General features: G+C 68.9%; 22 protein-coding genes and 4 pseudogenes. 18 read left to right on the forward strand and 8 right to left on the reverse strand.

What is annotated here, in order from left to right; genetic code table 11:
- The first annotated feature begins 112 nt into the window (after positions 1-112).
- On the forward strand, positions 113-493 hold the full coding sequence (locus tag AB0C20_RS08460) for a hypothetical protein (protein WP_357180536.1): 381 nt from the start codon (positions 113-115) through the stop codon (positions 491-493).
- A gap of 15 nt (positions 494-508) precedes the next feature.
- Here AB0C20_RS08460 and AB0C20_RS08465 read toward each other — a convergent pair whose 3' ends face one another.
- Positions 509-2,272, reverse strand: coding sequence for an IS481 family transposase (locus AB0C20_RS08465; RefSeq protein WP_357180721.1), 1,764 nt, complete (start codon positions 2,270-2,272; stop codon positions 509-511).
- 272 nt (positions 2,273-2,544) lie between these two features.
- On the opposite strand from AB0C20_RS08465, the gene AB0C20_RS08470 reads away from it, so the two are divergent.
- Positions 2,545-3,162 carry a DUF2625 family protein gene (locus AB0C20_RS08470; protein ID WP_357180539.1) on the forward strand — a complete coding sequence of 206 codons (618 nt, stop codon included), beginning with the start codon at positions 2,545-2,547 and terminating at the stop codon, positions 3,160-3,162.
- A gap of 39 nt (positions 3,163-3,201) precedes the next feature.
- Here the strand turns inward: AB0C20_RS08470 and AB0C20_RS08475 are convergent.
- Positions 3,202-5,000 (reverse strand): annotated as a pseudogene (locus AB0C20_RS08475) (IS481 family transposase).
- A gap of 929 nt (positions 5,001-5,929) precedes the next feature.
- On the opposite strand from AB0C20_RS08475, the gene AB0C20_RS08480 reads away from it, so the two are divergent.
- Positions 5,930-6,247 carry a hypothetical protein gene (locus AB0C20_RS08480; RefSeq protein ID WP_357180542.1) on the forward strand — a complete coding sequence of 106 codons (318 nt, stop codon included), beginning with the start codon at positions 5,930-5,932 and terminating at the stop codon, positions 6,245-6,247.
- Between the two features lie 103 nt (positions 6,248-6,350).
- Here the strand turns inward: AB0C20_RS08480 and AB0C20_RS08485 are convergent, their stop codons facing one another.
- Together AB0C20_RS08485 and AB0C20_RS08490 are read right to left on the reverse strand one after the other, a co-directional pair.
- Complete coding sequence (locus AB0C20_RS08485; RefSeq protein WP_357180545.1) at positions 6,351-7,247, reverse strand: hypothetical protein; 897 nt, start codon at positions 7,245-7,247, stop codon at positions 6,351-6,353.
- Positions 7,248-7,524: 277 nt separating this feature from the next.
- Complete coding sequence (locus AB0C20_RS08490) at positions 7,525-7,731, reverse strand: hypothetical protein (protein ID WP_146755391.1); 207 nt, start codon at positions 7,729-7,731, stop codon at positions 7,525-7,527.
- A gap of 280 nt (positions 7,732-8,011) precedes the next feature.
- On the opposite strand from AB0C20_RS08490, the gene AB0C20_RS08495 reads away from it, so the two are divergent.
- The 4 genes and pseudogenes from AB0C20_RS08495 (at position 8,012) to AB0C20_RS08510 (ending at position 10,172) form a co-directional block, all read left to right on the forward strand.
- On the forward strand, positions 8,012-8,476 hold the full coding sequence (locus AB0C20_RS08495; RefSeq protein ID WP_357180547.1) for a hypothetical protein: 465 nt from the start codon (positions 8,012-8,014) through the stop codon (positions 8,474-8,476).
- A gap of 275 nt (positions 8,477-8,751) precedes the next feature.
- Entirely contained in the window at positions 8,752-9,327 is a 576-nt protein-coding gene (locus tag AB0C20_RS08500; RefSeq protein ID WP_357567646.1) for a hypothetical protein, read from the forward strand.
- A pseudogene (locus tag AB0C20_RS08505) lies at positions 9,267-9,497 on the forward strand (hypothetical protein); the annotation flags it as partial. The gene AB0C20_RS08500 and the pseudogene AB0C20_RS08505, both read left to right, overlap by 61 nt.
- A gap of 30 nt (positions 9,498-9,527) precedes the next feature.
- Positions 9,528-10,172 carry a HEPN domain-containing protein gene (locus AB0C20_RS08510; RefSeq protein WP_357567650.1) on the forward strand — a complete coding sequence of 215 codons (645 nt, stop codon included), beginning with the start codon at positions 9,528-9,530 and terminating at the stop codon, positions 10,170-10,172.
- A gap of 395 nt (positions 10,173-10,567) precedes the next feature.
- Here AB0C20_RS08510 and AB0C20_RS08515 read toward each other — a convergent pair whose 3' ends face one another.
- The 4 genes and pseudogenes from AB0C20_RS08515 to AB0C20_RS08530 form a co-directional block, all read right to left on the reverse strand.
- Positions 10,568-11,146, reverse strand: a complete 579-nt coding sequence (locus tag AB0C20_RS08515; RefSeq protein ID WP_357180552.1) for an HD domain-containing protein — start codon at positions 11,144-11,146, stop codon at positions 10,568-10,570.
- Positions 11,143-11,841, reverse strand: a pseudogene (locus tag AB0C20_RS08520) (transcriptional regulator); the annotation flags it as partial. The gene AB0C20_RS08515 and the pseudogene AB0C20_RS08520, both read right to left, overlap by 4 nt.
- Positions 11,842-11,928: 87 nt before the next feature.
- Positions 11,929-15,603, reverse strand: coding sequence for a hypothetical protein (locus AB0C20_RS08525; protein ID WP_357567651.1), 3,675 nt, complete (start codon positions 15,601-15,603; stop codon positions 11,929-11,931).
- Positions 15,604-15,678: 75 nt separating this feature from the next.
- Positions 15,679-16,779, reverse strand: a pseudogene (locus AB0C20_RS08530) (choice-of-anchor A family protein); the annotation flags it as partial.
- Between the two features lie 201 nt (positions 16,780-16,980).
- Here AB0C20_RS08530 and AB0C20_RS08535 point away from each other — a divergent pair.
- The 11 genes from AB0C20_RS08535 (at position 16,981) to AB0C20_RS08585 (ending at position 26,060) form a co-directional block, all read left to right on the forward strand.
- On the forward strand, positions 16,981-17,964 hold the full coding sequence (locus AB0C20_RS08535; protein WP_357180555.1) for a zinc-binding alcohol dehydrogenase: 984 nt from the start codon (positions 16,981-16,983) through the stop codon (positions 17,962-17,964).
- Positions 17,965-17,966: 2 nt separating this feature from the next.
- A complete protein-coding gene (locus AB0C20_RS08540; RefSeq protein WP_112590267.1) occupies positions 17,967-18,365 on the forward strand; it encodes a 6-carboxytetrahydropterin synthase in 399 nt (132 codons plus the stop codon).
- Positions 18,362-19,408: a glycosyltransferase family 4 protein gene (locus AB0C20_RS08545; protein WP_357180558.1), complete on the forward strand. Its 1,047-nt coding sequence runs from the start codon at positions 18,362-18,364 to the stop codon at positions 19,406-19,408. Before AB0C20_RS08540 ends, AB0C20_RS08545 begins: the two co-directional genes overlap by 4 nt.
- Complete coding sequence (locus AB0C20_RS08550) at positions 19,405-20,223, forward strand: class I SAM-dependent methyltransferase (protein WP_357180561.1); 819 nt, start codon at positions 19,405-19,407, stop codon at positions 20,221-20,223. The genes AB0C20_RS08545 and AB0C20_RS08550 overlap by 4 nt, the downstream gene beginning before the upstream one ends.
- A gap of 66 nt (positions 20,224-20,289) precedes the next feature.
- Complete coding sequence (locus AB0C20_RS08555; RefSeq protein ID WP_238682385.1) at positions 20,290-21,228, forward strand: lysylphosphatidylglycerol synthase transmembrane domain-containing protein; 939 nt, start codon at positions 20,290-20,292, stop codon at positions 21,226-21,228.
- A 58-nt stretch (positions 21,229-21,286) separates the two neighbouring features.
- Positions 21,287-21,988 carry a GTP cyclohydrolase II gene (gene ribA / locus AB0C20_RS08560; RefSeq protein ID WP_238682384.1) on the forward strand — a complete coding sequence of 234 codons (702 nt, stop codon included), beginning with the start codon at positions 21,287-21,289 and terminating at the stop codon, positions 21,986-21,988.
- The gene (locus AB0C20_RS08565) at positions 21,985-22,728 is read left to right on the forward strand and encodes a dihydrofolate reductase family protein (protein ID WP_357180566.1); all 744 of its coding nucleotides are present in this window, start codon (positions 21,985-21,987) and stop codon (positions 22,726-22,728) included. The genes ribA and AB0C20_RS08565 overlap by 4 nt, the downstream gene beginning before the upstream one ends.
- 95 nt (positions 22,729-22,823) lie before the next feature.
- On the forward strand, positions 22,824-23,405 hold the full coding sequence (locus AB0C20_RS08570) for a DinB family protein (RefSeq protein ID WP_357567647.1): 582 nt from the start codon (positions 22,824-22,826) through the stop codon (positions 23,403-23,405).
- A gap of 44 nt (positions 23,406-23,449) precedes the next feature.
- Entirely contained in the window at positions 23,450-24,262 is an 813-nt protein-coding gene (locus AB0C20_RS08575; RefSeq protein WP_357567648.1) for a TetR/AcrR family transcriptional regulator, read from the forward strand.
- Between the two features lie 13 nt (positions 24,263-24,275).
- The gene (locus AB0C20_RS08580; RefSeq protein WP_357180731.1) at positions 24,276-24,731 is read left to right on the forward strand and encodes a GNAT family N-acetyltransferase; all 456 of its coding nucleotides are present in this window, start codon (positions 24,276-24,278) and stop codon (positions 24,729-24,731) included.
- A gap of 102 nt (positions 24,732-24,833) precedes the next feature.
- Positions 24,834-26,060: an Hsp70 family protein gene (locus tag AB0C20_RS08585; RefSeq protein ID WP_357567649.1), complete on the forward strand. Its 1,227-nt coding sequence runs from the start codon at positions 24,834-24,836 to the stop codon at positions 26,058-26,060.
- The last annotated feature ends 16 nt before the right edge of the window (positions 26,061-26,076 follow it).

Raw genomic sequence — 26,076 nt, forward strand, 5'->3', positions numbered from 1 at the left:
GGACCGGCGTCGGAGGATCCTTGACGCCAGGTCGTGATCGATTAGGTCTACTGCCTACGGCCGATGGTAGGGCTGGTCACCCGCGTGAGGCGGAAGGGCTAGCGTGTTCCGCGTGCCTGAGGAACCCGACGAATATTTTATGATGCACGAGGAGTCGGTGTTGGCCAGTCTGGTCGAGCTGTCCGGCGTCGAGATTCTGTGGTGCGACGACTTCTACGACGGAGCGATCGACGGGCTGGCCCGGTGGGATGGGCGGGAGTTCTGGTTTGCGGGGGTCTATCCACTGGGCCATCGCCCCCGGCGCTATGTCCTGCATGAGATCAGGGCCGCGGGCGTCGAGGCCGCGTCAGCGCTGCACCGTCAGTTGGGCGCATACGCTGAGGCATCCCGCCACGGACGCTTGGACTCGACACAGGAGAGAGCGTGGGGCCAGGTGTGGGCGAGCCGGCCGGATTATCGCGGTGCCCCGGCTGTTGGGTGGTTCACCGCCTAGCCTCAGGCTCAAGGTTCAGCCAGTGGTGCTGATGCGGTGGTGCGCCTTGGTGCGGTTCAGGTCGGTGGTGCTGCGTCGGGGGACGGCTTTGATTGGAGTGTCGGCGTCGTAGACGGTGACGGTGTGCTCGTCCAAGGCAACGGCGACAAGCTTGCGGGCGTGCACGACGCCGACCTGGATGCGTTGCCCGGCGACTTGGATGCTGCCGTTGACCGATACGACCCGTTCGACGGTGGGCGTGGTGGCCGGTGGTGGGATCGGGGAGGCGGGTCGGGCGTCGCGGATGCGGCCGCAGGCGGTGGGCGGCAAGGGGCAGCGCAGGGTGCGGCGCAGCTGCCCGGTCTCGTCGATGACGTGCAGGAGGGTGCCGTCGAGGCGGACCCGGACCCGTTGGCCGGCCAGTGGCATGCCGACGCTGATCTGCCGGCCAGCGATGCTGATCCCGCCGCAGGCGTTGACGACCCGGTCGACCTTGACGGCGGTGGTCTGCTGTTCGACCTGAGGTAGTGGGGGCGGTCCGGCGGGAGTGCCGCCGTCGGCCAGGAGCCGGGCGAGGTCGCGTTGGGACAGCCGGGAGGGGCTGGACTTGATGCGGGTGCCGTCGGCGGTCAGGACGTGCAGCCGGTCGGTGTCGACCCAGATAGTGACCGGGGTGCCGGCGAGGGCGGGGCCGAGCCACACCTGTTGTTGAGCGACGGTCAGGTTGCCCGACGGTGGCACGACCCGAACGAGTTGCACCGGCTGGGAACGGCCGGTGGACACGGTCACCGATCCGGCGTCGACCTCGACGACGGGTGGCGTTCTCGGGGCCGGTGGTGCGGTGGGCAGCAGCCCGGACGGCAGGCGCAGCGGCAGGGCCTCTGTTCCGGAACGGTTCCGGGCAGGGGTGGGTCGGTGGAATCGGTCGGCGGGATACTCGTCGTCGATGCCCTGGTGCGGCCGGTCGTAGTTGTATTCGGCGACGAACACGTCCACCGCGGCTTGCGCCTGCTCGATGGTGGCGAACACCCGTCCGTCCAGGCCCTCGCCCTGCAGGCTCTGGTGGAACCGTTCGACCTTGCCGGTGGTGGTTGGGGAGCGGGGTTTGGTGTTGCGGGCGACGATGCCGTTCTCCCGGCAGATCCGCTCGAACAGCACCTCACCAGGGCGGGGCTTGGTGAACCGGCCGGTGAACTGTTTGCCGTTGTCGGTCAGCACCTCACCCGGCACCCCGAACCGGGTCAGCGCGGCGGCGAACGCGGCGCAGACCGCCCGGACGGTGGCCCGACGAACAACGGTAGCGATCACGCAGTAACGAGAGTGGTCATCCAGCCCCGTGACCACCTTTGCCTCCGTGCCGTCAGCGAGCAGGACCCCTCCGACGATGTCCATCTGCCACAGCTCCATCGGCTCCGGACGTTCCCACCGCCGATAGTCCTCCCGCCGACGCTTCCGCGGCACCGCCGGAACCAGGTTGTTCCGGCGAAGGATCCGATACACCGTCGCCCGAGCTGGCGCAGGAGTCACACCCCGACGCCCTGCCTCGAACCGCAGCCGACGCGGACCCCACCGAGGATGATCCCGACGCAGCTCACACACCAACGCCTCCGTCGACGGGTCAACCCGGTGCGGGCAGACATGCGGACGGTGAGATCGGTCCTCCAAGCCCCTGACGCCCTCGGCGGCATACCGGGCCAGCCAGTTGTGAATCGTCTGCCGCGACACTCCATACCGGGCGGCGACCTCCGTCTTCGGAGTCCCACCCAGGCACTCCATGACGGCGTGAAACCGCTGTTCCATGACGCTCAACTCCGCGAGTCCCACCCGGTGCTCCTCCCGCCTGAGTTACAGGCGCAACGAGCACCAAGCCGACCGGGTGTCAAACGTCAACCGAGGCCGCAGTGTCAACCATGAACCGGCGCAGGACACAGGACTGCCGGCGATGTCGGGTCTCAGGACGTCGGTGACAGATCAGTCTCGGGACCTGCGTGACACGTCCGGCTAGACGATCTTGTTTCCCATGTAGCAGGCCCTCAGCGTCGCATGGTTGATGCCCCTGGGAGGCTGAGGGGGTGGAACAGTCTGCGTGGGCGGAGATATCGGCGCTGGTGGCAGCGGCTCCGTATCCGGTGGAGGTGCTGCCGGCCGACTCTGAGCGGGCGGCGGCCTGCCTGGCGGCCCTGGAAATCACGACGAGGTCGTGGCTCGGCGCGGTGGTGGCCAACAGTGGCGGGCTGGTGATCGATCACGGTTGGCTTCGGGTGCTCGGCGGTGGGCAGGACGGGCTGCCGGATGTAGCTGCCGAGATGGATGCCAATGATGGTCGTCTGGTCGTCGCCTTCGACGTGATGGGCGGACAGTTCGCGTGGTTGCCGGCAGAGCCAGGCGCGAGGCCGACGGTGCATTACTTCGGCCCGGAGGACCTGGCGTGTCATGATCTTGAGCTCGGGTACGGCGACTGGCTGCATGCGATGCTCGCTGGCGCGGTGACGCAGTTCTATGAGGGTTTGCGCTGGCCGGGGTGGGAAGCCGAGGTGGCCAGCGTCGCTCTGGATGAGGGGATCAGCGCGTTGCCGCCGCCGTGGACCAGGGAGGGGAAGGATCTCTCGGTGGTGTCCCGTAAGCCGATCCGGCTTGCTGAGCTCGTTTCGGTTCACCAGGAGTTTGCGCGTCAGCTCCGCTACCTCTAGAACACCGCTGCCTCTCCGGTCGACGGCCCGAACGCGGTGTCATCGTGGCGTCCTTCGGGCAGGCTCGGGTTTGCGGACCTTGAACCGGGCGATCGGTTTGACGGTGGTGCGGGTGACCTCGGTGACGAGTTGGTCGCCGTCATGGACGCGGAAGGTGGTGTCGGCGGCTTCGACGGTCAAGGTTGATCCGGCGTGGGCGATGCCGACGTGGATGCGTTGACCGGCGATGACCAGGGCTCCGCGGCAGCTGACACGGCGTTGAACCCGGATCGGTTCGGGTGTCGGGGTTGGTGGTGGTCCGGCGGGGCGGGCGTCGCGGATGCGGGCGATCTCGGCCGGTGCCAGCGGGTTGGGCAGGCTGCGTAGTAGGACGCCGTCGGCGGTGATCTGCATGAGGCCACGGTCGAGTCGGACGGTGACCCGCTGTCCGGCGAAGTGGTAGCCGACGGGGTGTTGGCGGCCGGCGAGGCTGATCAGGCCGGTGGCGTTGACGAGCCGTTCGACTTCGATCGGGGCGCCGGCCTGGACGGTGCCTGTGGTGATCGGTGGTGGCCCGGCAGGTCGGGCGTCGTCGGCGAGGAGTTGGCGCAGGTGGTCGGGGGTGAGCCGAGACGGGACGGTCTTGAGTCGGACGCCGTCAATGAGCAGGTGGACGACGGTGGTGTCGACCCAGAGGGCGACCGGTAGTCCGGCGCGTGTGGGGCTGAGCCAGAACTGTTGCCCGCAGACGGTGAGGTTGCCCGAGGCGGGAACGATCCGGGTGACCTCCACGGCCAGGCCCACGTCGCTGGTGGCCACCGGCGCGGCGGGGACGGTGGTCTGCTCGGCGGATGGTGCGGGCGCCGGTGGCGGCGCCGACAGCCGGCGGCGGGGCTCAGGAACGGTGGTGGTCAGCGTTCGCGGAAGCAGCAGCGGCAGCTGCTCGTCGGCTGGTGGGGCGATGAACCGGTCGGCGGGGAATGCCATGCTCAGGGACTGGTGCGGCCGTTGGGTGTTGTATTCGTGGCGGAATGCGTCGATGGCGGCTTGGGCTTCTTCCGGGTTGGCCCAGACCTCGACCTCGTCGAGGAGTTCGCGTTGCAGGGTCTGGTGGAACCGTTCGACCTTGCCGGTGGTAGTCGGGGTGCGGGGTTTGGTGTTGCGGGCCACGATGCCGTTCTCGCGGCAGATGGGTTCGAACATCACCTCCGCTGGGCGGGGCTGGTTGAACCGGCCGGTGAACTGCTTGCCGTTGTCCGTCAGGACCTCCTCGGGGATCCCGAACCGCTGCAACGCTTCGCTGAAGGCGAGGCAGACAGCCCGGCCGGTGGCCCGCCTGACGACCTGGGCGATGACGCAGAACCGGAAGTGGTCGTCGATGCCGGTGACAACCTTCGCCTCACCACCGTCAGCCAGCCGGATACCACCAACGATGTCCAGCTGCCACAGCTCCATCGGCCGGCCCCGTTCCACCGTTTGTAGTCCTCCCGACGACGACGGCGGGGCGTCGGGTTGACCAGCCCGTGCCGGATCAACACCCGATGCACCGTGACCCGAGACGGAATCGGGCCAGGGCAGTTGCGGCGGCCCAGCTCAAAGACCAGACGACGAGCACCCCAGCGAGGGTGGTTCCGCCGCAGCTCACAGATCAGCGCCTCCACCTCAGGCGGAGTCTGCCCCGGCGAGGAACGCGGACGGCTGGACCGATCGGCCAGCCCTTCCAGGCCCTCGTCCTGATACCAGGCCAGCCAGCGATGCACGGCCTGGCGGGAGACTCCGAACCGTTCGGCGACGTCCGTGACCGTCGACCCGGCGAGCACGTCCTGGACGGCTCGGTACCGCTGTTCCATCACGCTCATCTCCACCAACACTCGGCGGAGTGTCACCCAGGTCCTGATACCGATGTGTCACGCAGGTCCCGAGACCGGACACCGGACTGCCGGCGATGTCGTGCAAAGTTTCTGTACGTCTTCAAGGCGGCCCTGAACGGGCCGCACGCGCCGCCGCCTGGGCGCGCGTCCGTCGCTCCGCTGACGCTCCGACTCCGGCCACGCAACACGCCCGGCGGCTGGCGCGGAAGCGGGAAGCCCAAGGGGCCGCCGCAGAACGACAGGGAGCGTTGGCCAGGTGGTGAGCCGGCAGCCGGCCGGGCCGCGCGGCCACGAGCCCGCGCGACGCACGGGAGCGCACGCCGGCCGCGTCGGCGAGCTGGCGATGGTCGCGGGGTTGCGGTTACTGCGCCTCCGGCGGGGGCGCTCGGGCTCCGAGATGGTTGCAACCCCGTCGGCGGGTTGCGGTCCGTGGGTGGTTGCGCGAGCCATCCCGCCAGCCGACGACCCGGGCAAGCCGAGCAGACCGCCACCCGACCCGCCAGCGTCCGAACGTGCGTCAAGGCCGTCTTGACGTGGCGGGCCGGGAGGCGGCCCGCTCCCCAGAGGGCGGGTCGACGGCGGACGGGATGGCGCAGCTCTCGTCAGGGGTTGCGGCAACCGCCTATCTTCCTGCTGTGAGCTTTGTTGGCAGTATGTCGCTGATCAGTGACCTTGACTTAGGAGATGTCCCAGCGTGGGGTTCATTCGTCACCACTCTAGGTGCGTTCGTAGCCGCTATCTGGGCGGGCAGGACAGCCCGGAGACTTTATGAGCGAGAATCAGCACGCGATCAGCGCGCGGAGGAAGACCGGCGTGAGCGCTCGGAGGAGCAGCGGAGAGCCCAAGCTGTGCAGGTCTGCGGATGGTTCGGCAGAACGCCGAGATCAGGGGTTATGGGCGGGTTCTGGTGTGCTTGGATGCAGAACGCCTCCCCTGTTCCTGTTCACGATGTGAAAGTCGAATTCTACTTCCGCAAGTTTGGCACGGAGGGGGAGCCGGACTTGCGGGATACGAAGTTGATGAGCGTTCTTCCACCCGCAAGTGAGCCGACGGTTGTTTTGCCTGACGGTGACCTGACCCGTGAGGGGGGCGAGCTGGACGCATACGGTGAACCTGTGGTTTCGGAAACAACTAAAGACTTTGCCGTAGCGATCGAATTTACTGACGCAGCGGGATATCGCTGGCGGCGCAACACACGCGGTCAACTGACGGAGCTGTCGATTAAGGAGCACTGATGCGCGAGCAATGGCCTGACTGTCTGAGCCCCTGGCCGTCGGCCAACTCGATATGCAAGCTGAGAGTGAGGGTTTGCCGGATGGGCGGGACCCCGCTCGCGGCTCAAGCGCTAAAGTCGATCGGTGTCATAAATGTCGAGATATCTGAACTCGGCGTGCATGGCTCGGCCAGCCGTCGTGCTCGTTCGTCTTCGCTGATCTCACGTCGTGGATGTGGTACGTGCTCAGCATCGACCCAGCCACAGTGCCCACAGACGCCAGCGACCACCCGGTACGACTGGCAGGACTCGCATCGAACGCTCAGTCGAGCGTGACGCAACCGTGCAGCACTGAACATGCCAAGCAAGTGCTCCACCATCTTGAGCGCGATCTCCGCATCTATCCGTGCGGCGTTCTTGGCATGTGTTAAGCCGTTGGTGTATGACCACGTCTCTATCGAAATAGCCTTTAGATAAGATCGCAGTTTCGCGGACGAATCGCCCGGTGCAAGGCGATTGGCCAAGTGTTCCACCCAGCCCTTGAAATCGGCCTTTTTCGGCGGCGGGGTGCCGTCCGGCACCAGGTTTTCATCGGCAGTCTCGTCGATGAATGATACGAGGCACTCCCGCAGCCGCATGCCGACGGCCTGAAAGTTCTCGGCCTCATCGCCGCTATCATAGGCATCAAATGCTTGCTGCCAACGTCGCCATGATCCCGGCAGAAGCTCAGCGTGAGGTTCGGCGACTGGAACTTCACGCTCCTGCTGATAGGACAGTCGTAGAGCCAAGCCGACATGGAATGTCAATACAACATCGCGGCTTTTGAAGTCGACTTGGCTGTACAGATACATGGGTTCCGTGACAACCCACCAGCGACTACCGGTGCAGTGCACATCCCAGATGTCGTGCCGCACACGTCCTACCAGCTCGGAAGCGGCCTTCTCAAGGTGGACAACCTCTTCCTTGGCCTGGTCCCGGACATAGGCACGGACTGCCTCTTGCTCACGCTTGCTGGGGCGCATGTGGCATGCCTTCCGACTGGTGCTATCGAGCCCACGTCGACGAGGGTCAGGCTCAGGCCGTCCCTAGGCCGTCCCTAGGCCGTCGGAGGCCGATCATGAGCGACTAACGACAACCACTGGTGACGACGTCTACCCAGGTGACAAGGCGTGATGCGCCTCTTGACCAGGCCAGCCACCGCCTCCTTACCTGTAGTTGTTGAACTGCACAGCCCGCACCCGACCGCAACGTGAGTCCGTCCGTGGGCCCGCCAGATGCAGTCGATGATGCTCCTCTCTCTCAGCGGTTCCGGCCGGGGCTGTTCCGGTTGCCGCGACCTGCCAGGCCGTAGGCGACGGCCCCGATCAGCAGCCCGACGATGGCTCCCATCAGGCCGGTGCCCAGCGCCGAGTCTCCTGCCTCGTACCCGTCGCCGCCCAACCAGCCCCAGAGCGCCCCACCGAGCGCTCCCAGGACCAGGCCGACCAGCGGGAGGCTTCTCCTCATACCCACCATAATGACGTCCCCGCCAGCGGAGGGCTAGCGTCGCCCACCGAGAAACGTGCGTGCGATTGGCGTGCCCGATCTGTGCCCGACGCAGCGGTCAACACGGGGCCACACCGATACCCAGCCGGTCCTGCAATCGACGCCCTGTAGCTGTGTCTCGCGTGACGTGACTACCCACCGTACGAATCAAGGCGATTCCCAAGCTGAGGTTAAGCACCTTCCAAACTGACGACCGTGGAGACCTCCCCGGCGAGACCAGGTGGATGTACGGTCCATCGCCATGAGCTATGACCTGATCTTTGTGCCTCGAAGCGACGAGCAGTCCTGGGATGATGCGTTGGACGCGGCAGAAGACGCCGACAGCGACGAGCGGCCAAGCGGCGAGGCTTGGGCCCGACTGGTGGCGGCGGCGCGACAGGTGCTCGGTGAGGTTTCTGTCTTCGAGGGGGCCCACAATTACGAGCTAACCCACGAGCCGACTGGCATCCAGGTCAGCTACTACGCAGAAGAGGCTGGGATCACGGTTCCCTACTGGTACCGAGGCGGAGATGCTCGGGCGGTCGTCACGGCGATGTATCAACTCGGCGAAGCCGTCCAGGCGGTCACGGGCCTACCCGGGTACGACCCCCAGCTGGAGTTGCCGTTGTCGGATGCCGTCACGCAGATGGAGCTTGCCGTCAGCGCCTTCGATGAGGTCGCGGCGTCCTTTGCGGAACGAGGGATTTCCAGCCCCAGCAATGGCTGAGTGACTATCTGGGTGACGACGGGCACGAGCGGCGGCGGACGTGCACGGACGATCGTGGACCGTTGTCGCAGGTACACGCCCAGGACAGCGCAGGTCAGCGAGCCGTGTTGGTTGCCTGGGGGTCAAGGGGTCGCGGGGTTGACATCCATAGGAGCATCGGGATGGGGCGAGAGACCAACGGGGTTATTCTCGGCCAACGTCACGTAAGACCGTCGATGCTGGCTCCGTGCGTCGCTGCCTTAGGGGAAGACAATTTCATCGGGGGAGGCGTACCAATGGAAGACATTGACGAAAACGGCATATTCTGGCTGCCTGGCTCACCAGAAAAAACATTTGTTGGCCACCTGAAGTTTAGTGCTGAGGGCGGAGCGTCGCTGGTTGCACTCGAAGGTTTTGCCGTCCCGCGTCAATCAGGAGATGCCGTTCCGCGCATCCTCGGGCAAGTGAGAAATAAGAAAGTAACGCTACTTGATTCCGGGCGATTCGCCGAAACGGTTTACGGTGCTGGCCTGGCGTACAGCAGATATCGTCCCCAGCACCTGTTCATGGGCCAATCTTTCATACCTGAAGATGAGCCATCTTTCACAACCGCTCACGCGAGATATCATAACCTTCCCCAATGGGTCAATCGCACTGGCTTCATTTTTGATCGTCACGATAGCCTGGACGAGATCACAATCCGATACAAGCAGCCTGATGCGCTAACAGGCCAATTTTCTCGCGGGACCGTCTATGTAGACTTCAGCTGGCGATCCGATGGAGAAGATCTTCGCGAAAGACGAATTGTCGAGTGGCCCAGCGTCCGAGTTGCCTATCCCCACCCCACCCCACCCCACTCGGCGAAGTTCTGAGGGATCTTCGGCACGTTCAAGACCTAGTCACACTTTGCACTGATGCGCCTAGTCAAATCAACTCGATCAGATTGCAACGACCGGACCTACCGCAGATAAGTCTGGCTGGGAAACCGTTTCCCAACTCGCAAGACCCGATTGAATACTTCAATGAGCCGGTCGAATCGCCCAACGGATTGAAGACTGTTCATAGTCATCGCATGCTGGTCGGATTGGATGATGTTGGTGGAATCGAGACCATATGCAAGTGGCTCGATAATGCAGATGATTTGGGATACGTCTTGGGCTTGTTGATGACGGGCCGAACAAACAGAAGCGTGTATGTCGAAAACCGATTTCTGAACATTTGTGCTGCGGCGGAGGCTTTCCATCGCCTGATTTACGGGGGTACTCAAATATCCCCAGCGCGGTTTGAAACCTTGCGGAAGCTGGCTATTGAGAGCATGCCGAACGGAAAGGATCGAGCATGGATTAAAGGCAGACTGCGGTACAACGAGCCAACTCTAGCCGATCGGCTGCAGTCGCTTGCCAGCGAAGTTGAACCCGCTTTGGATGGGCTAGTTCCTGACGTTAGGAGTTGGTCGATAACTGTTGCCGAGGTCAGAAATAGGTTAGTGCATCAAGATCGCCCCGGGATGCATGCGTTTGATGGCTCCCTACTATATTGGCTAGCCGAGTCTGTGTTCTCGCTGGCGCGTGCATCCATGCTGCGTCATGCAGGTGTCGGCGAAGCGGTGATGCGCCACATCGGTGAATCGCGCAGAACGACTTGGTATCGCACCAGGCTCGATGACGCCCTCACCCGAGCACGTCAGCTGCTCGATCAACGTCGTTCGGCTCTGTGAAGCGCTGGCCCTGCCCTGGCCCTGCTCGCCTGCTGGCGACCTCCGCCCGGCATCGGCGGGGCGGGTCGGGTGTGACCGGCAAGATCCGGAACATGCGCGGAATGATCAAGCGCACCGCTTGGAAGTCGGCGAGCGTACGTCCTGGTAGGACGAGGGGTGCGCCTGCCGGCGCTAGCCCCTTCCTAAACCGTGTGCGTCTGATGCCGCCTGGGGCACGTCTGGGGTCCGGCATCGGCAGACCCAAGATCATGCCGTTCCCAGGCCGTCTTAGGTAGACCAGCAGTGACTACCGATGACCGGCTATGACCTCTTCAAGCCTAGGTCACGAGGCGTCTCGTCCACTTTGATCGGCTGTGCTCATCGTCGGGATCAATACAACGCCAAGTGTTGAACGCTTACTCCTGTGGCGGGGGTGTGAGCCAAGCCAGGGGTTGTCCGTTGAGGGCGGCGTCGGCAAGGCGGTGGGCGCTGGCGGTCTTCAGAGCGGCTCGCGAGCTGTCGATCCAGCGCTGCACGTTGTCGACGCCTTGGTGGCGGTACTCGACGGCTTGGACGAGGCATTCCAGCTTGTCAGCGTCACGAGCGACGACAGCTTCTAGTGTCTCGCCAGCTTCGTATTCGGCGACTGCGGCGGTGATGACGTCGGCGACGGCCGGTGGGCAGGCGGCGACCTGGTCGGCGGTGACGGCGGTGTTTGGTACGGCGGTGAGGTAGCGCTTGGCGATGTGTGGGATGTCGGTGATTCGGGTTTCCTGGGTGTCATGCAGGGTGCAGAGCATCGACACTCGGGCTGGGTCGGCGCCCTCCATGGCGGCGAGCATCACTCCGATGAGCGCCGTTCGGAAGGAGTGCTCGGCGATGGTTTCGGGTTGCTTGACGCCGGCGAACCACCAGCCGGTCCGGGCGGCGCGTTTGAGGACGCCAGCTTCGAAGATGAAGTTCATCGCTCCGGCGGCGTCGTGGTCGTCGGTCATCTGCCCGTCCCTGTGCCGGTGAGCCCGTCCGCCCGCAGGCTGTAGACGATAGAGGTTAGTTCCTGCCGCGACTGCGCGGAGATCCGGTCACTGTCCAGGAGCGGGACGCTGCGGTCGAGGAGCGCCCGAGTCGCGGCGGGGTTGTCGAGAGCGAGACCGCGTCGTGCGGCCAGCAGAGCCCGGACGTTGTGGATGGTGAGGTCGACGAAAGGACGCTCTGGTTCGAGGCGATGGACCAGGTGTCGAAGAAGGATTGAGTCGTGCCAGTCAGCGAGCGCTTCGGGCATGAAGGAGTCGTCGCGGTGGCGGTGCGGGATCTCGCCCACGCAGTAGGCCGAGTAGTTGAGGGCCGCTCGCTCGCAGGCGTCGTCGGGGTGTGCGCGAGCGATGAAGTCTCGTAACGGGTCCGGGTCGCCCTGGTTAGCGAGGGACGTGACAACGGAGCGGGCGTCGGGCCACAGCGGTGACCACGTGCGAAAGGTGGTCGTGCGGCGTGCTCGGGCGGTGGTCTGGGTGAGCCAACCTGCTGCTGGCTTGGTGGGGTCCGCACCGGCAAGGAAGCACGCTTGCCGGTGCGGCAGTAGGTTGCGATGCCGTGCGGCTGCGGCGCGATCGGCGAGCATGTGAAGGTGAGCGAAGAACGCACGTTGCTCGTCGACGGGCAGGCTAGGCCCGGACGCGACTGGATCCCGTCGGAGATGGGCGGCGGGTAGCCCTTTGGCGACGTGCCGCGAGGGCCGGACCGGTTCCCCTCCGGTCCGACCCCCGCGATCAGGTCCGCGCTAGGCGCGGATCCTGCGCTGCCGGACGACCAGCAGCAGCGCCGCGCCGAGGAGCACCGCCAGCACGCCGGCACCCATCCAGAGCCCGGCCGGGAACGACGTACCGGTAACCGGGAGCTTGCCCTTCACCGGGATGGTGATGGTGGACTCGGGCGAGATCGGCGCCGGGCCGTCCGGCGGAATGCCGGTCGCCGTCGCGGTGTTGCGCAGCGACCCGTTGTGGTAGTCGGCCTTGCTGACCGTGTACGTCGCCGTGCAGGTCACTGCGGCACCGGCCGCGAGGGTGACGGCGCCGTTCGGGGTCCGCTCCGGACCACAGGTGATCGGCCCGAGGTTGGCCGCCGAGGCCGGCGCGGTCAGGGTGTCGGTGATCGTCACGCCGGTCAGCGGCACCTGACCGGTGTTGGTGACCACGAACTGGAACGGCACGTGTTGCCCCGGTCGGACGATCTTGTTGGTGCTGCTCGACTTCACCACGGTGATCGCCGCGCCGCGGGTGGCTGTGACCTCGGCCGAGGCCGGCGCGGAGCGTACCGGTGCGGGTGGGGCCTGGCCGGGGATGGTCGGCGGCGTGCCGGCCGCGACGGCCGTGTTGGTGATTCGGCCGGCCTCGATGTCCGCCGCGGTGACCGTGTAGGTCGACGTGCAGGTGGTGCTCGCCCCGACGGCCAGGGTGACAGCGCCGTTGGCGACCGGCGGCGTGCCGCAGGTGATCGCCCCGGGCGTCCCGGTGCCGGAGAAGTCGGTCTCGTCGACAGTCACCGCGCTGAGCGCTGTGGTGCCGGTGTTGCTCACCACGAACCGGTACGTGACCACGTCACCGGCCGCGGACACCACTGTGGGCGTCACCGACTTGGTGATGGCGATCGCCGGGTGTGGGATCGGGATGTCCACCGGCGACGGTGGGGATACCGGCGGTGGCCCGAACGGTGGCGTACCGGTGGCAGTGGCGACGTTGCGCAGCGACGAGCCGGTGAAGTCCTCAGCGGTCACCGTGTAGGTCGTCCGGCACTGGATGGAGGCGCCCGGCGACAACGTCACAGCGCCGTTCGGGATGTCCTGCGGACCGCAGGTGATCGGCCCGAGCACGCCGCGCTCGGACGGCGGCAGCACTGTGTCGTTGACTGTCACGTTGGTCAGGGTGAAGCCGCCGGTGTTGACGACCAGGAAGGTGTAGGGCACCTGCTGGCCCGGCGCGGCGATCGCCACAGTGGTCGTCGACTTGATCACCTCGATGTTCGCGACGAGGCCGGACTCCGGGATGGTCAGCGTCGACGGCGGCGAGTCGACCGGAGCGCCCCCGCCCGGCGGTGTGCCGTGTGCGGTGGCGACGTCGGTGACGCCGTTGTTGTCGAGGTCGGCCTGCGTGACGGTGTAGGTGGCGGTGCAGGTGGTGTTCGCGCCGGGCGCGAGGGTGGTGGCGGCGCAGGTGATCGGGCCGAGGTCGGCGTTTGACGACGGCGGTGTCTGCACGTCTGTCACGTTGACGTTGCTCAGCGTGAGACCACCGGTGTTGACCACGAGGAACCGGTACGGGACCTGCTGCCCGACCGCGTTGATCGCCGCCGTCGTGGAGGTCTTCACGACCTGGATCGCGGCGACGATCCCCGCGTCCGGAATGGTGAGCGTCGCCGGCGTCGAGTCGATCGGCGTGTCACTGCCGGCCGGTGTGCCGTGTGCGGTGGCGACGTCGGTGACGCCGTTGTTGTCGAGGTCGGCCTGCGTGACGGTATAGGTGGCGGTGCAGGTGGTGTTCGCGCCCGGGGCGAGGGTGGTGGCGGCGCAGGTGATCGGGCCGAGGTCGGCGTTTGACGACGGCGGTGTCTGCACGTCGGTCACGTTCACGTCGTTGAGCGTCACGGTGCCGGTGTTGGCCACCAGGAACCGGTAGGGCACCTGCTGCCCGACCGTGTTGATCGAGACGGTGGTGGACGACTTCAGCAGCGAGATCGACTGGATCAGGTCGGCCGCCGGAATGGTCAGCGTCGAGGGTGTCGAGTCGATCGGGTCGTCACTGCCGGCCGGTGTGCCGTGTGCGGTGGCGACGTCGGTGACCTCGTCGTTGTCGAGGTCGGCCTGGGTGGCCGTGTAGGTGGCGGTGCAGATGGTGTTCGCGCCCGGCGCGAGGGTGGTGGCGGCGCAGGTGATCGGGCCGAGATTGGCGTTTGACGACGGCGGTGTCTGCACGTCGGTCACGTTCACGTCGTTGAGCGTCACGCCGCCGGTGTTGGCCACCAGGAACCGGTACGGCACCTGCTGACCGACCGCCGTGATCGACGTGGTGGTCGACGACTTCACCAGTGAGATGCCGGGGACGACCACGTCGCTCGGGATCGTCAGGGTGGCCGGCGGCGACTGTACGGGCGGCCTGCCGCCGGGTGGTGTGCCCTGAACGGTCGCGCTGTCCCGGACCGAGCCGAAGTCCAGGTCGGCCTGGGTGACGGTGTAGGTGGCGGTGCAGGTGGTCTGCGCGCCCGGGGCGAGGGTGGTGGCGGCGCAGGTGATCGGGCCGAGGTTCGCGTTGGACGACGGCGGTGTCTGCGTGTCGGTCACTGTCACTCCGGTGAGGGTGAACCCACCGGTGTTGACGACGTGGAACTGGTACGGCACCTGCTGCCCGACCGACGTGATCGACGGGGTGGTGGAGGTCTTCAGGATCGCGATGGAGGCGACCAGGCCGGTCTCCGGAATGGTGAGTGTCGAGGGCGTCGAGTTGACAGGTGCGCCGACCGTTGGGGTGCCGTGCGCGGTGGCGACGTTGGTGACGCCGTCGTTGTCCAGGTCGGCCTGGGTGACCGTGTAGGTGGCGGTGCACAGGGTCTGCGCGCCGGGGGCGAGGGTGGTGGCGGCGCAGGTGATCGGGCCGAGGTTCGCGTTTGACGACGGCGGTGTCTGCACGTCGGTCACGTTCACGCCGGTCAGGGTGAATCCGCCGATGTTCAGCAGGTGGAACTGGTACGGGACCTGCTGCCCGACAGTGGTGATCGATGTGGTGGTCGAGGTCTTCAGGATGGCGATCGCCGCGATCAGACCGGCCTCGGGAATGGTCAGCGTCGACGGCGGTGAGGTGACCGGCGTACCGCCGCCGGGCGGGGTGCCGCGCGCGGTGGCGACGTTGGTGACGCCGTTGTTGTCCAGGTCGGCCTGGGTGACGGTGTAGGTGGCGGTGCAGGTGGTGCTCGCGCCGGGCGCCAGTGTGGTGACCGGGCAGGTGATCGGGCCGAGGTTCGCGTTGGACGACGGCGGCGTCTGCGCGTCGGTGACGGCCACGTTGGTCAGGGTCAGACCGCCGGTGTTGGCGACCAGGAACCGGTACGGCACCTGCTGCCCGACCGTCGTGATCGACGTGGTGGTGGACGACTTCACCACGGTGACGGCTGCGGTGAGCACCGGCGCCGGGATGGTCAGCGAGTTCGGATCGGAGACCACCGGTGCACCGGTGGGTGGGCTGCCCTGTGCGGTGGCGACGTTGGTGACGCCGCCGTTGTCCAGGTCGGCCTGGGTGACCGTGTAGGTGGCCGTGCAGGCCGTCTGCGCCCCTGGCGCCAGGGTGGTGGCGGCGCAGGTGATCGGGCCGAGGTTGGCGTTCGACGACGGCGGGGTCTGCGTGTCACTGACCGAGATGTTGGTCAGAGGGACGCCGCCGGTGTTGACCACGTGGAACGAGTACGGCACCTGCTGACCGACGCTGGTGATCAGCGTGGTGGTCGACGACTTGATCAGGGCGATATCGGCCGGGGTTGCGCCCGCGCAGGACAGTGTGGTGCTGAACGGGAAGTAGTGGATCTCGCCGCCGCGGTGGTCCAGCGTACGGGTGATGACGCTGCCCTCGGTGTTGCTGGAGGAGAGGTCGGTGAGGCTGGCGTTGGGGGCGTAGATGGTGCCCTCGACGGTGGCGGCGTTCGGGGTGAGGGTGAGCGCGGTGGCGGTCGGGAAGTTGAACAGGATGTAGCGCGCCTGCGGCCCACCGATCCCGGCGAAGTTCGGCGCGGTCCAGGCGAACGTGTTGCCCACCCCGCTGGTGTCCACGTTGACCAGCAGTGGCGTGTCGGCGGTCGGCTGGCTCGCGAAGGTCAGGGTCTGGATGTTGGCCAGGTCGGCGGCGGTCAGGTTGAGCACATTCGTCACGCCCGGGGTCAACGTGACGACGGCGTTGCTGCCTGGCGGGATCGGGCGGGGCAGCACGTCGCCGTTCGGCGTCCGCAGCACCACGGTGTTGTCGCAGGTGGCCAGGCCGGCCGTGGTGTCGCGGAAGGCGGCGAACGCCCCGGCGAAGTTGATCGGCGAGGTCGGCCCGACGCTGGCAACCGGCTGCCGGGTGACCAGTTCCACCCGGGGTGAGGCGTCGTAGTCGTTCGCCGGCAGGATCCGGGTGTTGACCTGGGCGCCGTTGTTGTCGGTGTTGCGGACGAAGGTGCCGGTCAGGTTGCCGACCTTGGCGTAGCCGTTGGAGAGCACCTGGAGGCGGCTGCCGCCGACGCTGCCGGCGAAGTTGACCCGTCCACCCACGACCAGGGCGCTGGGGTTGGCGTCGCCGGGCACCACGAACGATCCGGCGGTCGCCCCGGCGAGTTGGTAGTTGCCGAAGGTGAGGTCACCGCCGACGGCGAGGGTTCCCTCGTTCTCGTCGTTGTTCACTGTGGCGTTGCCCTCGGTCATCACGCCGAAGCTCAGCGCCTCGGCGACCGGGTCGACAGGGCCGATGGCGTCGTCGACGGCGGCCAACACCGGATTGATCGGGGTGGGCGCGCCGGGTGCCGGCACCAGCAGACCGTTGACCGCCAGCACGCCCGCGACAGCGGCCAGCGCCGTCGCTCGTGACCTGCGGCTACCCCACCACGAAATCTTCATCACGCCCCCGTTGGTTCGAATGTGCCAGGGGAGCCTATAGGGGCAAAAACACCCTTATGCCGGGTTTGTCCGAATGGCGGTCCTGCCGGGCGGGCTTCGAACTGTGCGCACCGAACTTCCGTGTTTATGATCGACAACCCCCGACCGGGGACCCGACACGGCCGATCGATTCGGCCCGGAGCAGAGCTGAGGTGCGCGACGGTGATTCGCGAGGCGTACGCCTGCTGGGTGCGCGAACCCGGAGTGGCCGAGATCCAGCCGGTGTCGCTGACCGCCCCGGGCCCCGACGAGGTGCTGGTCCGGACCCGCTACTCCGGGGTCAGCCGGGGCACCGAGACGCTGGTCTTCGCCGGTCGGGTGCCCGCCGACCAGTACGCCACGATGCGCGCGCCGTTTCAGGAGGGCGAGTTCCCCGGCCCGGTGAAGTACGGCTACCTCAGCGTCGGCGTGGTCGAGCAGGGCCCGCCGGAGCTGCTCGGGCGAACGGTGTTCTGCCTGCACCCCCACCAGAGCGCGTACGTCGTGCCGGTGGGTGCGGTGGTGCCGGTGCCGGAGGGGGTTCCGGCCGCCCGAGCGGTGCTCGCCGGCACTGTGGAGACCGCCGTCAACGCGCTGTGGGACGCGGCGCCGCTGGTCGGCGACCGGGTGACAGTGATCGGCGCGGGCATGGTGGGCTGCTGCGTCGCGGCGCTGCTGGCCCGGTTCCCCGGCGTGCACGTCGAGTTGGTCGACACCGACGCGCGGCGGGCCGGCGTTGCCGGGGCCCTCGGTGTCGACTTCGCCAACCCGGCCGACGCCCGCGGTGACCGGGACCTGGTCGTGCACGCCAGCGCCAGCGCCGCCGGCCTGCAACAGTCGCTGGACCTGCTCGCCCCGGAGGGCACCGTCATCGAGCTGAGCTGGTACGGCGACCGCCCGGTGCAGGTGTCGCTGGGCGGCGCGTTCCACTCCGGTCGACTCAGCGTGCGCAGCAGCCAGGTCGGCATGGTGGCACCCGCCCGACGGGGACGGCGCAGTTACGCCGACCGACTGGCGCTCGCCCTGGACCTGCTCGACGACCCGGCCTTCGACGCGTTGATCACTGGCGCGTCGCGCTTCGCGGAGCTGCCCGACGTGCTCGCCAGACTGACCTCGGGCGACCTGCCCGCGCTCTGCCACCTCATCACCTACGAAGACGGAGAGTGACAGTGTTCAGCGTGACAGTTCGGGACCACATGATGATCGCCCACAGTTTCCGAGGCGAGGTGTTCGGGCCAGCCCAACGGCTGCACGGCGCGACGTTCGTGGTGGACGCGACCTTCCGCCGGCCCGACCTGGACGCCGACGGGATCGTTGTGGACATCGGCCTGGCCACCGAGCAGCTTCGGGCCGTGCTGAGCGAGCTGACCTACCGCAACCTCGACGACGAGGCGGCCTTCGCCGGGGTGAACACCACCACCGAGGTGCTGGCCCGTACTGTCGCGGACCGGCTGGTCGAGCGGGTGCACGCCGGTGAGCTGGGCGCGGGGGCGCGCGACCTGACCGGCATCACCGTCACTCTGCACGAGTCGCACATCGCCTGGGCGAGCTACGAGCGGTCGTTGTGACCGATGCGGGCCGGGCGGTGCACGTCGTCCTGCCCGGTGACATCGACGATCCGGCCACTCCCAGCGGCGGCAACTCCTACGACCGGCGGATCTGCGCGGGGCTGAGCGAGCGCGGCTGGTCGGTGCACGAGCATCCGGTGCCCGGCGCGTGGCCGCACCCCGACCCGGCCGACCGGGCGACGCTGGGCGCTGTGCTCGCCGCCGCGCCCGACGACGCCGTGGTGCTGGTCGACGGCCTGATCGCGTCGGCCGTGCCGGACCTGCTCGCCCCGCACGCCAGTCGGCTGCGCCTGGTGCTGCTCGTGCACCTGCCGCTGGACGACGAACCGGAGGCCCGCGCCCTGGCCACCGCCCGCGCCGTCGTCACCACCAGCGAGTGGACCCGCCGCGCCCTGCTGGCCCGTCACCCGGCCCTCGCCGGCCGGGCCCGGGCCGCGCCGCCCGGGGTGCGGCCCGCGCCGCCGGCAGCCGGCTCGGTGGCCGGCGACCGGTTGCTCTGCGTCGCGGCGGTCACCCAGCACAAGGGGTACGACGTGCTGGTCGACGCGTTGGCCACGCTCGTCGGCCGGCCCTGGACGATGGTCTGCGCGGGCACCCTGGCCCGGGAACCGGATCTGGTGCACCGGCTGCGTGACCGGTTGACCGGCGCGGGCCTCACCGAGCGGGTACGACTGGTCGGCCCGCTGACCGGCGCGGCGTTGGACGACGCGTACGCCGCCGCCGACCTGCTGGTGCTGCCGTCGAGAGGCGAGACGTACGGCATGGTCGTCACCGAGGCGCTGGCCCGCGGCCTGCCGGTGGTCACCACCGAGGTGGGCGGGCTGCCGGAGGCACTCGGTCACGCGCCCGGCGGTGAGCGCCCGGGACTGCTGGTCCCGCCGGGTGACCCGGCGGCGCTGGCCGCCGCGCTCATCCACTGGCTGGACGACGACGCGCTGCGCGCTCGGCTGCGGCGTGCCGCTCTCGCCCGGCGCGACACCCTGACCGACTGGCCGGTGACCACCGCGTTGCTGGCCGGCGTGCTGAAGGAGGTGGCGGAATGACCGCCGAGGAGACCCTGCCGTTCGCCGACTGGCTGCGGTTACGTGAGCCGGCCGACGCGGCGGCACGTGCCGAGGACCTGCTGGACGCCATCCGGGCCCGGCTGACCGGGGACGCCCCGACAGTGATCCACGACCTGGGCAGCGGTACCGGGTCGATGAGTCGTTGGCTGGCCGCCCGGCTACCCGGATCACAGCACTGGGTGCTGCACGACCGGGACGCCGACCTGCTGGCCCGGGCCGCCGAGGGCATGCGGGGGGTGACCGCCGCCGACGGCGCCCCGGTCACCGTCCACACCCGCTGCGGCGACCTCACCCGGCTGACCGCCGCCGACCTCGCCGACGGTTCCCTGGTCACCGCGTCCGCGCTGCTGGACATGCTCACCGCCCAGGAGATCGAACGGGTGGCGGATGCCTGCGTCGGCCGGCCAGCCCTGTTCGCCATCTCGGTGACCGGGCGGGTCCGGTTCACCCCGGCCGACCCGCTCGACGACGCGGTCGAGGCCGCGTTCAACGACCACCAGCGGCGTACCGTCGAGGGCCGGCGGCTGCTCGGCCCGGATGCCGTCGCCGCCACCGCCGCCGCGTTCGCCCGGCGCGGCGTCGACGTGCGGGAACGGCCCAGCCCGTGGCGTCTCGGCCCGGAGCAGGCCGACCTGACCGCCGAATGGTTCCGAGGGTGGGTCGGGGCCGCCTGCGAGCAGCGCCCCGACCTGGCCGAACCCGCCCAGGCGTACGCCCGCCGTCGGTTGGCTGACGCGGCGGCCGGCCGACTCACAGTGATTGTCGAACACACTGACCTGCTCGCCGGTGGATGAACCGTTCACGCCCTGGGTACGTGCACTAGGGCAAGTGGACGATCTTCGAAGGGGAGGCCGGCGCCGATGTTCTGGGCCTGGGCACGAGTGGTCGGCGGGGTGGGTCTGCTCGCCGTCCTGCTGTGGCAGGTGGGCAGCGGCCCGTTCCTCGCCGGAGTACGACTGATCGACGCGTCAGCGTTGGCTGCGGCGCTGGTCATCGGGGTGCTCACCACCGTCTGCGCGGCGTGGCGGTGGAGCCTTGTCGCCGGCGGCCTCGGCGTACGCCTGCCACTGGCGACCGCTGTGGCGCACTGCTACCGGGCCGTGTTCCTCAACGCCACACTGCCCGGCGGGGTGCTCGGCGACGTGCACCGGGCGGTACGCCACGGCCGCGACGCCGGCGACGTGAGCCGGGGCATCCGCGCCGTGGTCTGGGAGCGTGCCGCCGGGCAGGTGGTCCTGGTCGGGGTCGCGCTGGTGGTGCTCGCCGCCTTCCCGTCGCCGGTCCGGCCGTACCTGCCGGTCGCCGCCGCGCTGCTCGTCGCCGGCGGGCTGGTCGTCGTGCTGCTGGCCCGGGTCCTCCCAAACGGTGGCGGGTCGCGCTGGGCGACGGCACTGCGTACCGCCGTGGCGGACGTACGGTCGGGCCTGCTGGCGCGGCGCACCTGGTTCGGTGTGCTTGTCGCCTCGGCCGTGATGGTCGCCGGTCACCTGGCCACCTTCCTGGTGGCGGCGCGTACCGCCGGATCGGATGCCCCGCTGTCCCGACTGCTGCCGTTGACGTTGCTCGCCCTGCTCGCCATGGGCCTGCCGTTGAACGTGGCCGGTTTCGGGCCGCGCGAGGGGGTGGCGGCGTGGGTGTTCGGCGCGGCCGGCCTCAGCGCGGCCGAGGGCATCGCCACCGCCACCGTCTACGGCGCACTGGTGTTGGTGGCCAGCCTGCCCGGGGCCGCCGTGTTGCTGGCCCGTCGGCGTCGAATTCCGGTCGCCGCTCGGGAAGCCGCCTCCGGCGGCGGATGTTGAGTCGGTTGTGAGACGGTACGCGTCGCCGGACGGCGGTGGCGCCGGACAAAGGAGTCCCATGCCCGAAGCATTGCCGGTTGCCACGATCCGCACGCAGGTCACGGTGCCGCTGGCGTTTCCGGATGGCTACACCACGACCGCCCGGGTGTTCACCTTCAAGGGCCTGGTGGACGGTCGGGAGCACCTGGCCCTCGGCCTCGGCGACTGGGCGGGCGCCCTGGACCGGCTCGCCGCCGGGGGAGTAGCCCCGCTGGTCCGTCCTCACAGCGAGTGCCTGACCGGCGACGTGTTCGGCAGCCAACGCTGCGACTGCGGGCCGCAACTGCGCGAGGCGGTGCAGCGGATCGCCGAGACCGGCGGTTTCCTGCTCTACCTCCGGCAGGAGGGCCGTGGCATCGGCCTGTACGCCAAACTCGACGCGTACGCGTTGCAGGACGCCGGGTTGGACACCTACCAGGCCAACGTCGCGCTGGGCCGGGGCGAGGACGAGCGGGACTACACCGCCGCCGCGCAGATGCTGGCCACGTTGGGCGTGCCGCGGGTCCGGCTGCTGAGCAGCAACCCGGACAAGGCCGAGCAGTTGACCCGGCTGGGCGTGGACGTTGCCGAACGGGTGCTCACCAGCGTCTTCCTCTCGCCGGCAAACGCCGAATACCTGGCGGCGAAGGCGGCCAAGGCGGCGGAGGTCGAGGCGGCCGAGGCGGTCGAGGCGGCGGATGTGCTCGCGGGCCGGGCGCCTGAGCGGCCCGTCTCCCGATGAGTTGGCGGCCGGGCCCGACACGGCCGTACGTGCTGCTGAGTTGTGCCGCCTCCATCGACGGGTACATCGACGACGCCTCCGAGCAGCGGTTACTGCTGTCCAACGAGGAGGACCTGGACCGCGTCGACGCGGTCCGGGCCAGCTGTGACGCCATCCTGGTCGGCGCTGGCACTGTTCGACGAGACGACCCTCGGCTGCTGGTGCGGTCCCCGAGCCGTCGGGCCGAGCGGGTGGCGGCCGGTCGGCCCGCCTCGCCCACGAAGGTCACACTGACCGCCCAGGGCGACCTCGACCCGATCGCCCGCTTCTTCACCGCCGGTGATTCGGCCCGGCTCGTCTACTGCGCCACTGGCGCGCGGGAGAAGACCGAGGAGCGGGTCGGCCGACTGGCCACCGTGATCGACGCGGGTGAGCCCGTCGACCCGGGGTGGCTGCTGACCGACCTGGCCGCGAGGGGCGTACAGCGGTTGATGGTGGAGGGCGGCGGGACGGTGCACGCCCAGTTCCTCGCCGCCGGTCTCGCCGACGAACTGCACCTGGTGGTCGCCCCGTTCTTCGTGGGTGACGGCCGGGCACCCCGGTTCGTCGGCGAGGGCCGCTTCCCCTGGCACCCGGGTCGCCGCGCGCGCCTGGCCGAGGCCCGTCAGATCGGCGACGTGGTCCTGCTCCGCTACGCCCTCTCCGACCGCTGCCCCACCAACCCCGCCGCCCGACCGGTTGATCATGGCGTTGGCGGGTGATCCAATCTCCGCGGAACCCGCCAAACCCATGATCACCCCGGGTGGGGTGGGTTTATTTTGTGGACGGCGGGGGTCGGTTGGGACAGGATCTCCGGATGTCCGTACCGAGCCTGGCCTTGTTGCGCTGGCAGTTCGACCTGACGTGGTCGCTGTTCGAGTACCACCTCGAGCGACTCGATCCCACGGACTTCCTCTGGGAGCCGGCCGATCACTGCTGGTCGGTGCGGCAGAGCACCGACGGCACCTGGACCCCGGACTGGGCCGACACCGAACCCGACCCGGTCCCGGTGGCGACGATCGGCTGGCTCACCTGGCACGTCGGCTGGTGGTGGACAGTGGCGATGGACCATCTCCGGGGTGGAGCGGCGCGACAGCGCACTGCCGTCGTCTGGCCGGGCGCGGGCGAGCCGAGTGTCGCCTGGCTGCGGGGCCTGCGCACCGAATGGCTGGATCTGCTCGACCAGCTCGGCGACAGTGACAGCGACAGTGACAGCGACAGCGACAGCGCCCTCGACCGCCTCGCGACGTTCCCCTGGCCGGACGGGACCGACCACACCGTCACGCACACGATCGGTTGGGTCAACTCGGAGCTGATGAAGAACGTCGCGGAGATCGGTCAGCTCCGGCTGCTGCGCGCCGCACGCACCGATCGGGGCGGCCCGGCCGCTCGACCGTAGTATTTTCGTCGCACGGAGTGCCGTGACGAAACTGGAGGCGGCGCGTGCTCAGTGTCCGGTGTGTCGAGTGCGAGGCGGACCTGCCCGTCGGCACCGGCCGGGGGCGCCCGCGCCGCTACTGCTCCCGGCGCTGCCAGGCCCGCGCGTACCGCAGGCGTCGTGAGCACGGCCCCACCAGCAGCCCTCGTCGGATTCGGGACCTGCCCGCGCCGACCGGCGGCGACCCGCGCCACCGATTGGTCGCCCTCGCTGTCGAGTTGGCGGACGCGGGCGGTCTGGAGGCCGTCTCCCTGCCGGTCCTCGCCCAACGCGCGGGCCTGCCCGCCCACGCCGTGTACCGGCACGTCCGGAACCGGGCCGACCTCCTCGCCGCGATGGCCGAGCAGATCACCGCCACCCGACCGCCCGGCACCGCGCCACCACCGCGCGATCCGCGCCAACGGCTCGAACGGCTGGCCGGGGACGAGTGGGCGATGTACCGCCGACATCCCTGGCTGCTGGCCATCCTCGCCACCGATCGGCCGCCGACCGGGCCGGCGGTACTCGCCATGGTCGACCGGGTGGTGGCGGCGTTCACCAGCGCCGGGTACGAACCGGCCGAGGCGTTCCGCGCCTACCTGGCACTCAGCGGCTACGTCCAGGGCATGGCCCTGCTCATCCGGCGTGACCCCGGGGACACCACCTACCACGCCTGGTGGTCGGCGACCCGCACCCGGCTGGAGCGGACCGGCCGTACCCGGGACCGACAGTGGCTGGCCGCGGCCGGGCAGACCAGACCCGACGCCGACCTGGACACCTGGTTCCAGTTCGGCCTGCGCGGGCTGCTCGGTGGCCTGTTGCCCGACCCCGCTCGGTAGGGTGGCCGGCGTGCTGCGACTGGAGACAATCACCAAAGATAATGTGGAGGCCGCGTGCCGGGTGAGCGTGCGGCCCGACCAGGAGAAGTTCTCGTCTCCGGTCGCCTGGTCCCTCGCCGAGGCGTACGCCCAGCCCGAGATCGCGTGGCCGCGTCTCATCGTCGAGGATGACGAGATCGTCGGCTTCCTGATGGGCTTCTTCGACATCGTGTGGGATCCGGCCCACCCGGACGACAGGCGCTCGGGGCTGTGGCGGCTCAACATCGCCGCCGAGCACCAGGGCCGTGGGTACGGCCGCTTCGCGGTACAGGCCGTCCGCGACGAGGCCCGCCGACGTGGGCACGACCGGGTCTACACGACGTGGGAGCCGGGGCCGGACGGCCCGGAGCAGTTCTACCTGAAACTCGGGTTCCAGCTGACCGGGGAGACCAGCGAGGACGAGGTGGTGGGCGTCCACTCCACCCACTGACCGGACGCCACCGACCACCCCGGACCGAGTGATCAGCGGTGCGGCGGGGCCTGCGTACGATGCGGGGTCGAGTTCCCCTCGTCGCGGCGGAGGTATCGGGCAATGGCAGGCCAGCACGAGGGTTTCGCCCTCGGCATCGACCTCGGCACGTCCAACACTGTCGCGGTGCTGCGCTGGCCGGACGGGCGGACCCGTCCGCTGCTGATGGACGGTCAACCGCTCAGTCCGTCCGCCGTCTACGCCGACCCGGACGGCACTTTGCACACCGGCTGGGACGCCCGCCGGTTGGCGCAGGCCGACCCGGCCCGGTTCGAGGCGAACCCGAAGCGTCGAGTGGACGAGCCGACAGTGCAGCTTGGCGACCGCGCGTACCCGCCGGCCGACCTGCTCGCCGCGGTGCTGGCGGCGGTCGGCCGGGCGGCGGTGGGCGCTGTGGGTTTCCTGCCGCCGGCCGTGGTGACCTGTCCGGCCGCCTGGGACGCGACGCGGCGGCAGGTCCTCGCCGACGCGCTGCTGCGGGCCGGCTGGCCGCAGGCGGCCGAGCACACCCTCGCCGGGCCGACACCGCCCGGCACCCGGCTGCTGCGGGAGCCGGTGGCCGCCGCCCGCTACTACACGCAGGTGCTGCACCGTCCGGTGCCGGTCGGTGGGGCGATAGCGGTGTTCGACTTCGGTGGCGGAACGCTCGACGTCGCTGTGCTGCGCAACGAGGGCGCGGATCCCTGGGGGGACTCCGGCTTCAGCGTGGTCGCCGACGGTGGCCTGCCAGACCTGGGCGGTCTGGACCTCGACGCCGCGCTGGTGCGGCGGGTCGGCGAGTTGGTCGGTGAGCGGCACGCCGATCAGTGGGCCCGGCTCACCCGACCGGCGGATCCGGAGCAGCGCCGCGACCAGGTCCGGCTCACAGACGAGGTACGTGGTGCGAAGGAGACCCTGTCCCGCTCCGCTGTCGCCCCGGTCGCGGTGCCGGGAGTGGCCGAGACGATCCAGCTGACCCGGGCGGACGTCGAGCGGGTGGCCACGCCACTGCTGCGCCGGGCGGTGCAGCGGACCCGGGAGGTCATCGCCGCCGCCGGGCTGCGCCCCGATCAGCTCGACGGGCTGTTCCTCGTGGGCGGGTCGTCACGAATCCCGCTGGTGGCCCGCATGCTGCACGCCGAGCTGGGGATCGCGCCGACGGTGCTGGACCAGCCCGAGCTGCCGGTGGCCGAGGGCGCCCTGACCGACCTGCCGCTGCGCAAGCCGCTACCCGCCCCGGCGTACGCGGGAGCGCCGCTCGCGCCACCCGCGCCGGCGCCGGGGCTGGACGAGCTGGCCGCCGGGTCGTAGACGTACGCGAACAGCC

This window comes from Micromonospora sp. NPDC048843 (assembly GCF_040649965.1).
Taxonomy (GTDB): Bacteria; Actinomycetota; Actinomycetes; order Mycobacteriales; family Micromonosporaceae; genus Micromonospora; species Micromonospora hortensis.

Bases quoted from the DNA above. Each gene is read 5' to 3' on its own strand.
- AB0C20_RS08465 (WP_357180721.1), bottom strand. From the start codon at position 2,272: ATGGAACAGCGGTTTCACGCCGTCATGGAGTGCCTGGGTGGGACTCCG.
- AB0C20_RS08480 (WP_357180542.1), top strand. From the start codon at position 5,930: ATGCAGAACGCCTCCCCTGTTCCTGTTCACGATGTGAAAGTCGAATTC.
- AB0C20_RS08485 (WP_357180545.1), bottom strand. From the start codon at position 7,247: ATGCGCCCCAGCAAGCGTGAGCAAGAGGCAGTCCGTGCCTATGTCCGG.
- AB0C20_RS08490 (WP_146755391.1), bottom strand. From the start codon at position 7,731: ATGAGGAGAAGCCTCCCGCTGGTCGGCCTGGTCCTGGGAGCGCTCGGT.
- AB0C20_RS08495 (WP_357180547.1), top strand. From the start codon at position 8,012: ATGAGCTATGACCTGATCTTTGTGCCTCGAAGCGACGAGCAGTCCTGG.
- AB0C20_RS08500 (WP_357567646.1), top strand. From the start codon at position 8,752: ATGGAAGACATTGACGAAAACGGCATATTCTGGCTGCCTGGCTCACCA.
- AB0C20_RS08510 (WP_357567650.1), top strand. From the start codon at position 9,528: ATGCTGGTCGGATTGGATGATGTTGGTGGAATCGAGACCATATGCAAG.
- AB0C20_RS08515 (WP_357180552.1), bottom strand. From the start codon at position 11,146: ATGACCGACGACCACGACGCCGCCGGAGCGATGAACTTCATCTTCGAA.
- AB0C20_RS08550 (WP_357180561.1), top strand. From the start codon at position 19,405: ATGACCGCCGAGGAGACCCTGCCGTTCGCCGACTGGCTGCGGTTACGT.
- AB0C20_RS08555 (WP_238682385.1), top strand. From the start codon at position 20,290: ATGTTCTGGGCCTGGGCACGAGTGGTCGGCGGGGTGGGTCTGCTCGCC.
- ribA (WP_238682384.1), top strand. From the start codon at position 21,287: ATGCCCGAAGCATTGCCGGTTGCCACGATCCGCACGCAGGTCACGGTG.
- AB0C20_RS08565 (WP_357180566.1), top strand. From the start codon at position 21,985: ATGAGTTGGCGGCCGGGCCCGACACGGCCGTACGTGCTGCTGAGTTGT.
- AB0C20_RS08570 (WP_357567647.1), top strand. From the start codon at position 22,824: ATGTCCGTACCGAGCCTGGCCTTGTTGCGCTGGCAGTTCGACCTGACG.
- AB0C20_RS08585 (WP_357567649.1), top strand. From the start codon at position 24,834: ATGGCAGGCCAGCACGAGGGTTTCGCCCTCGGCATCGACCTCGGCACG.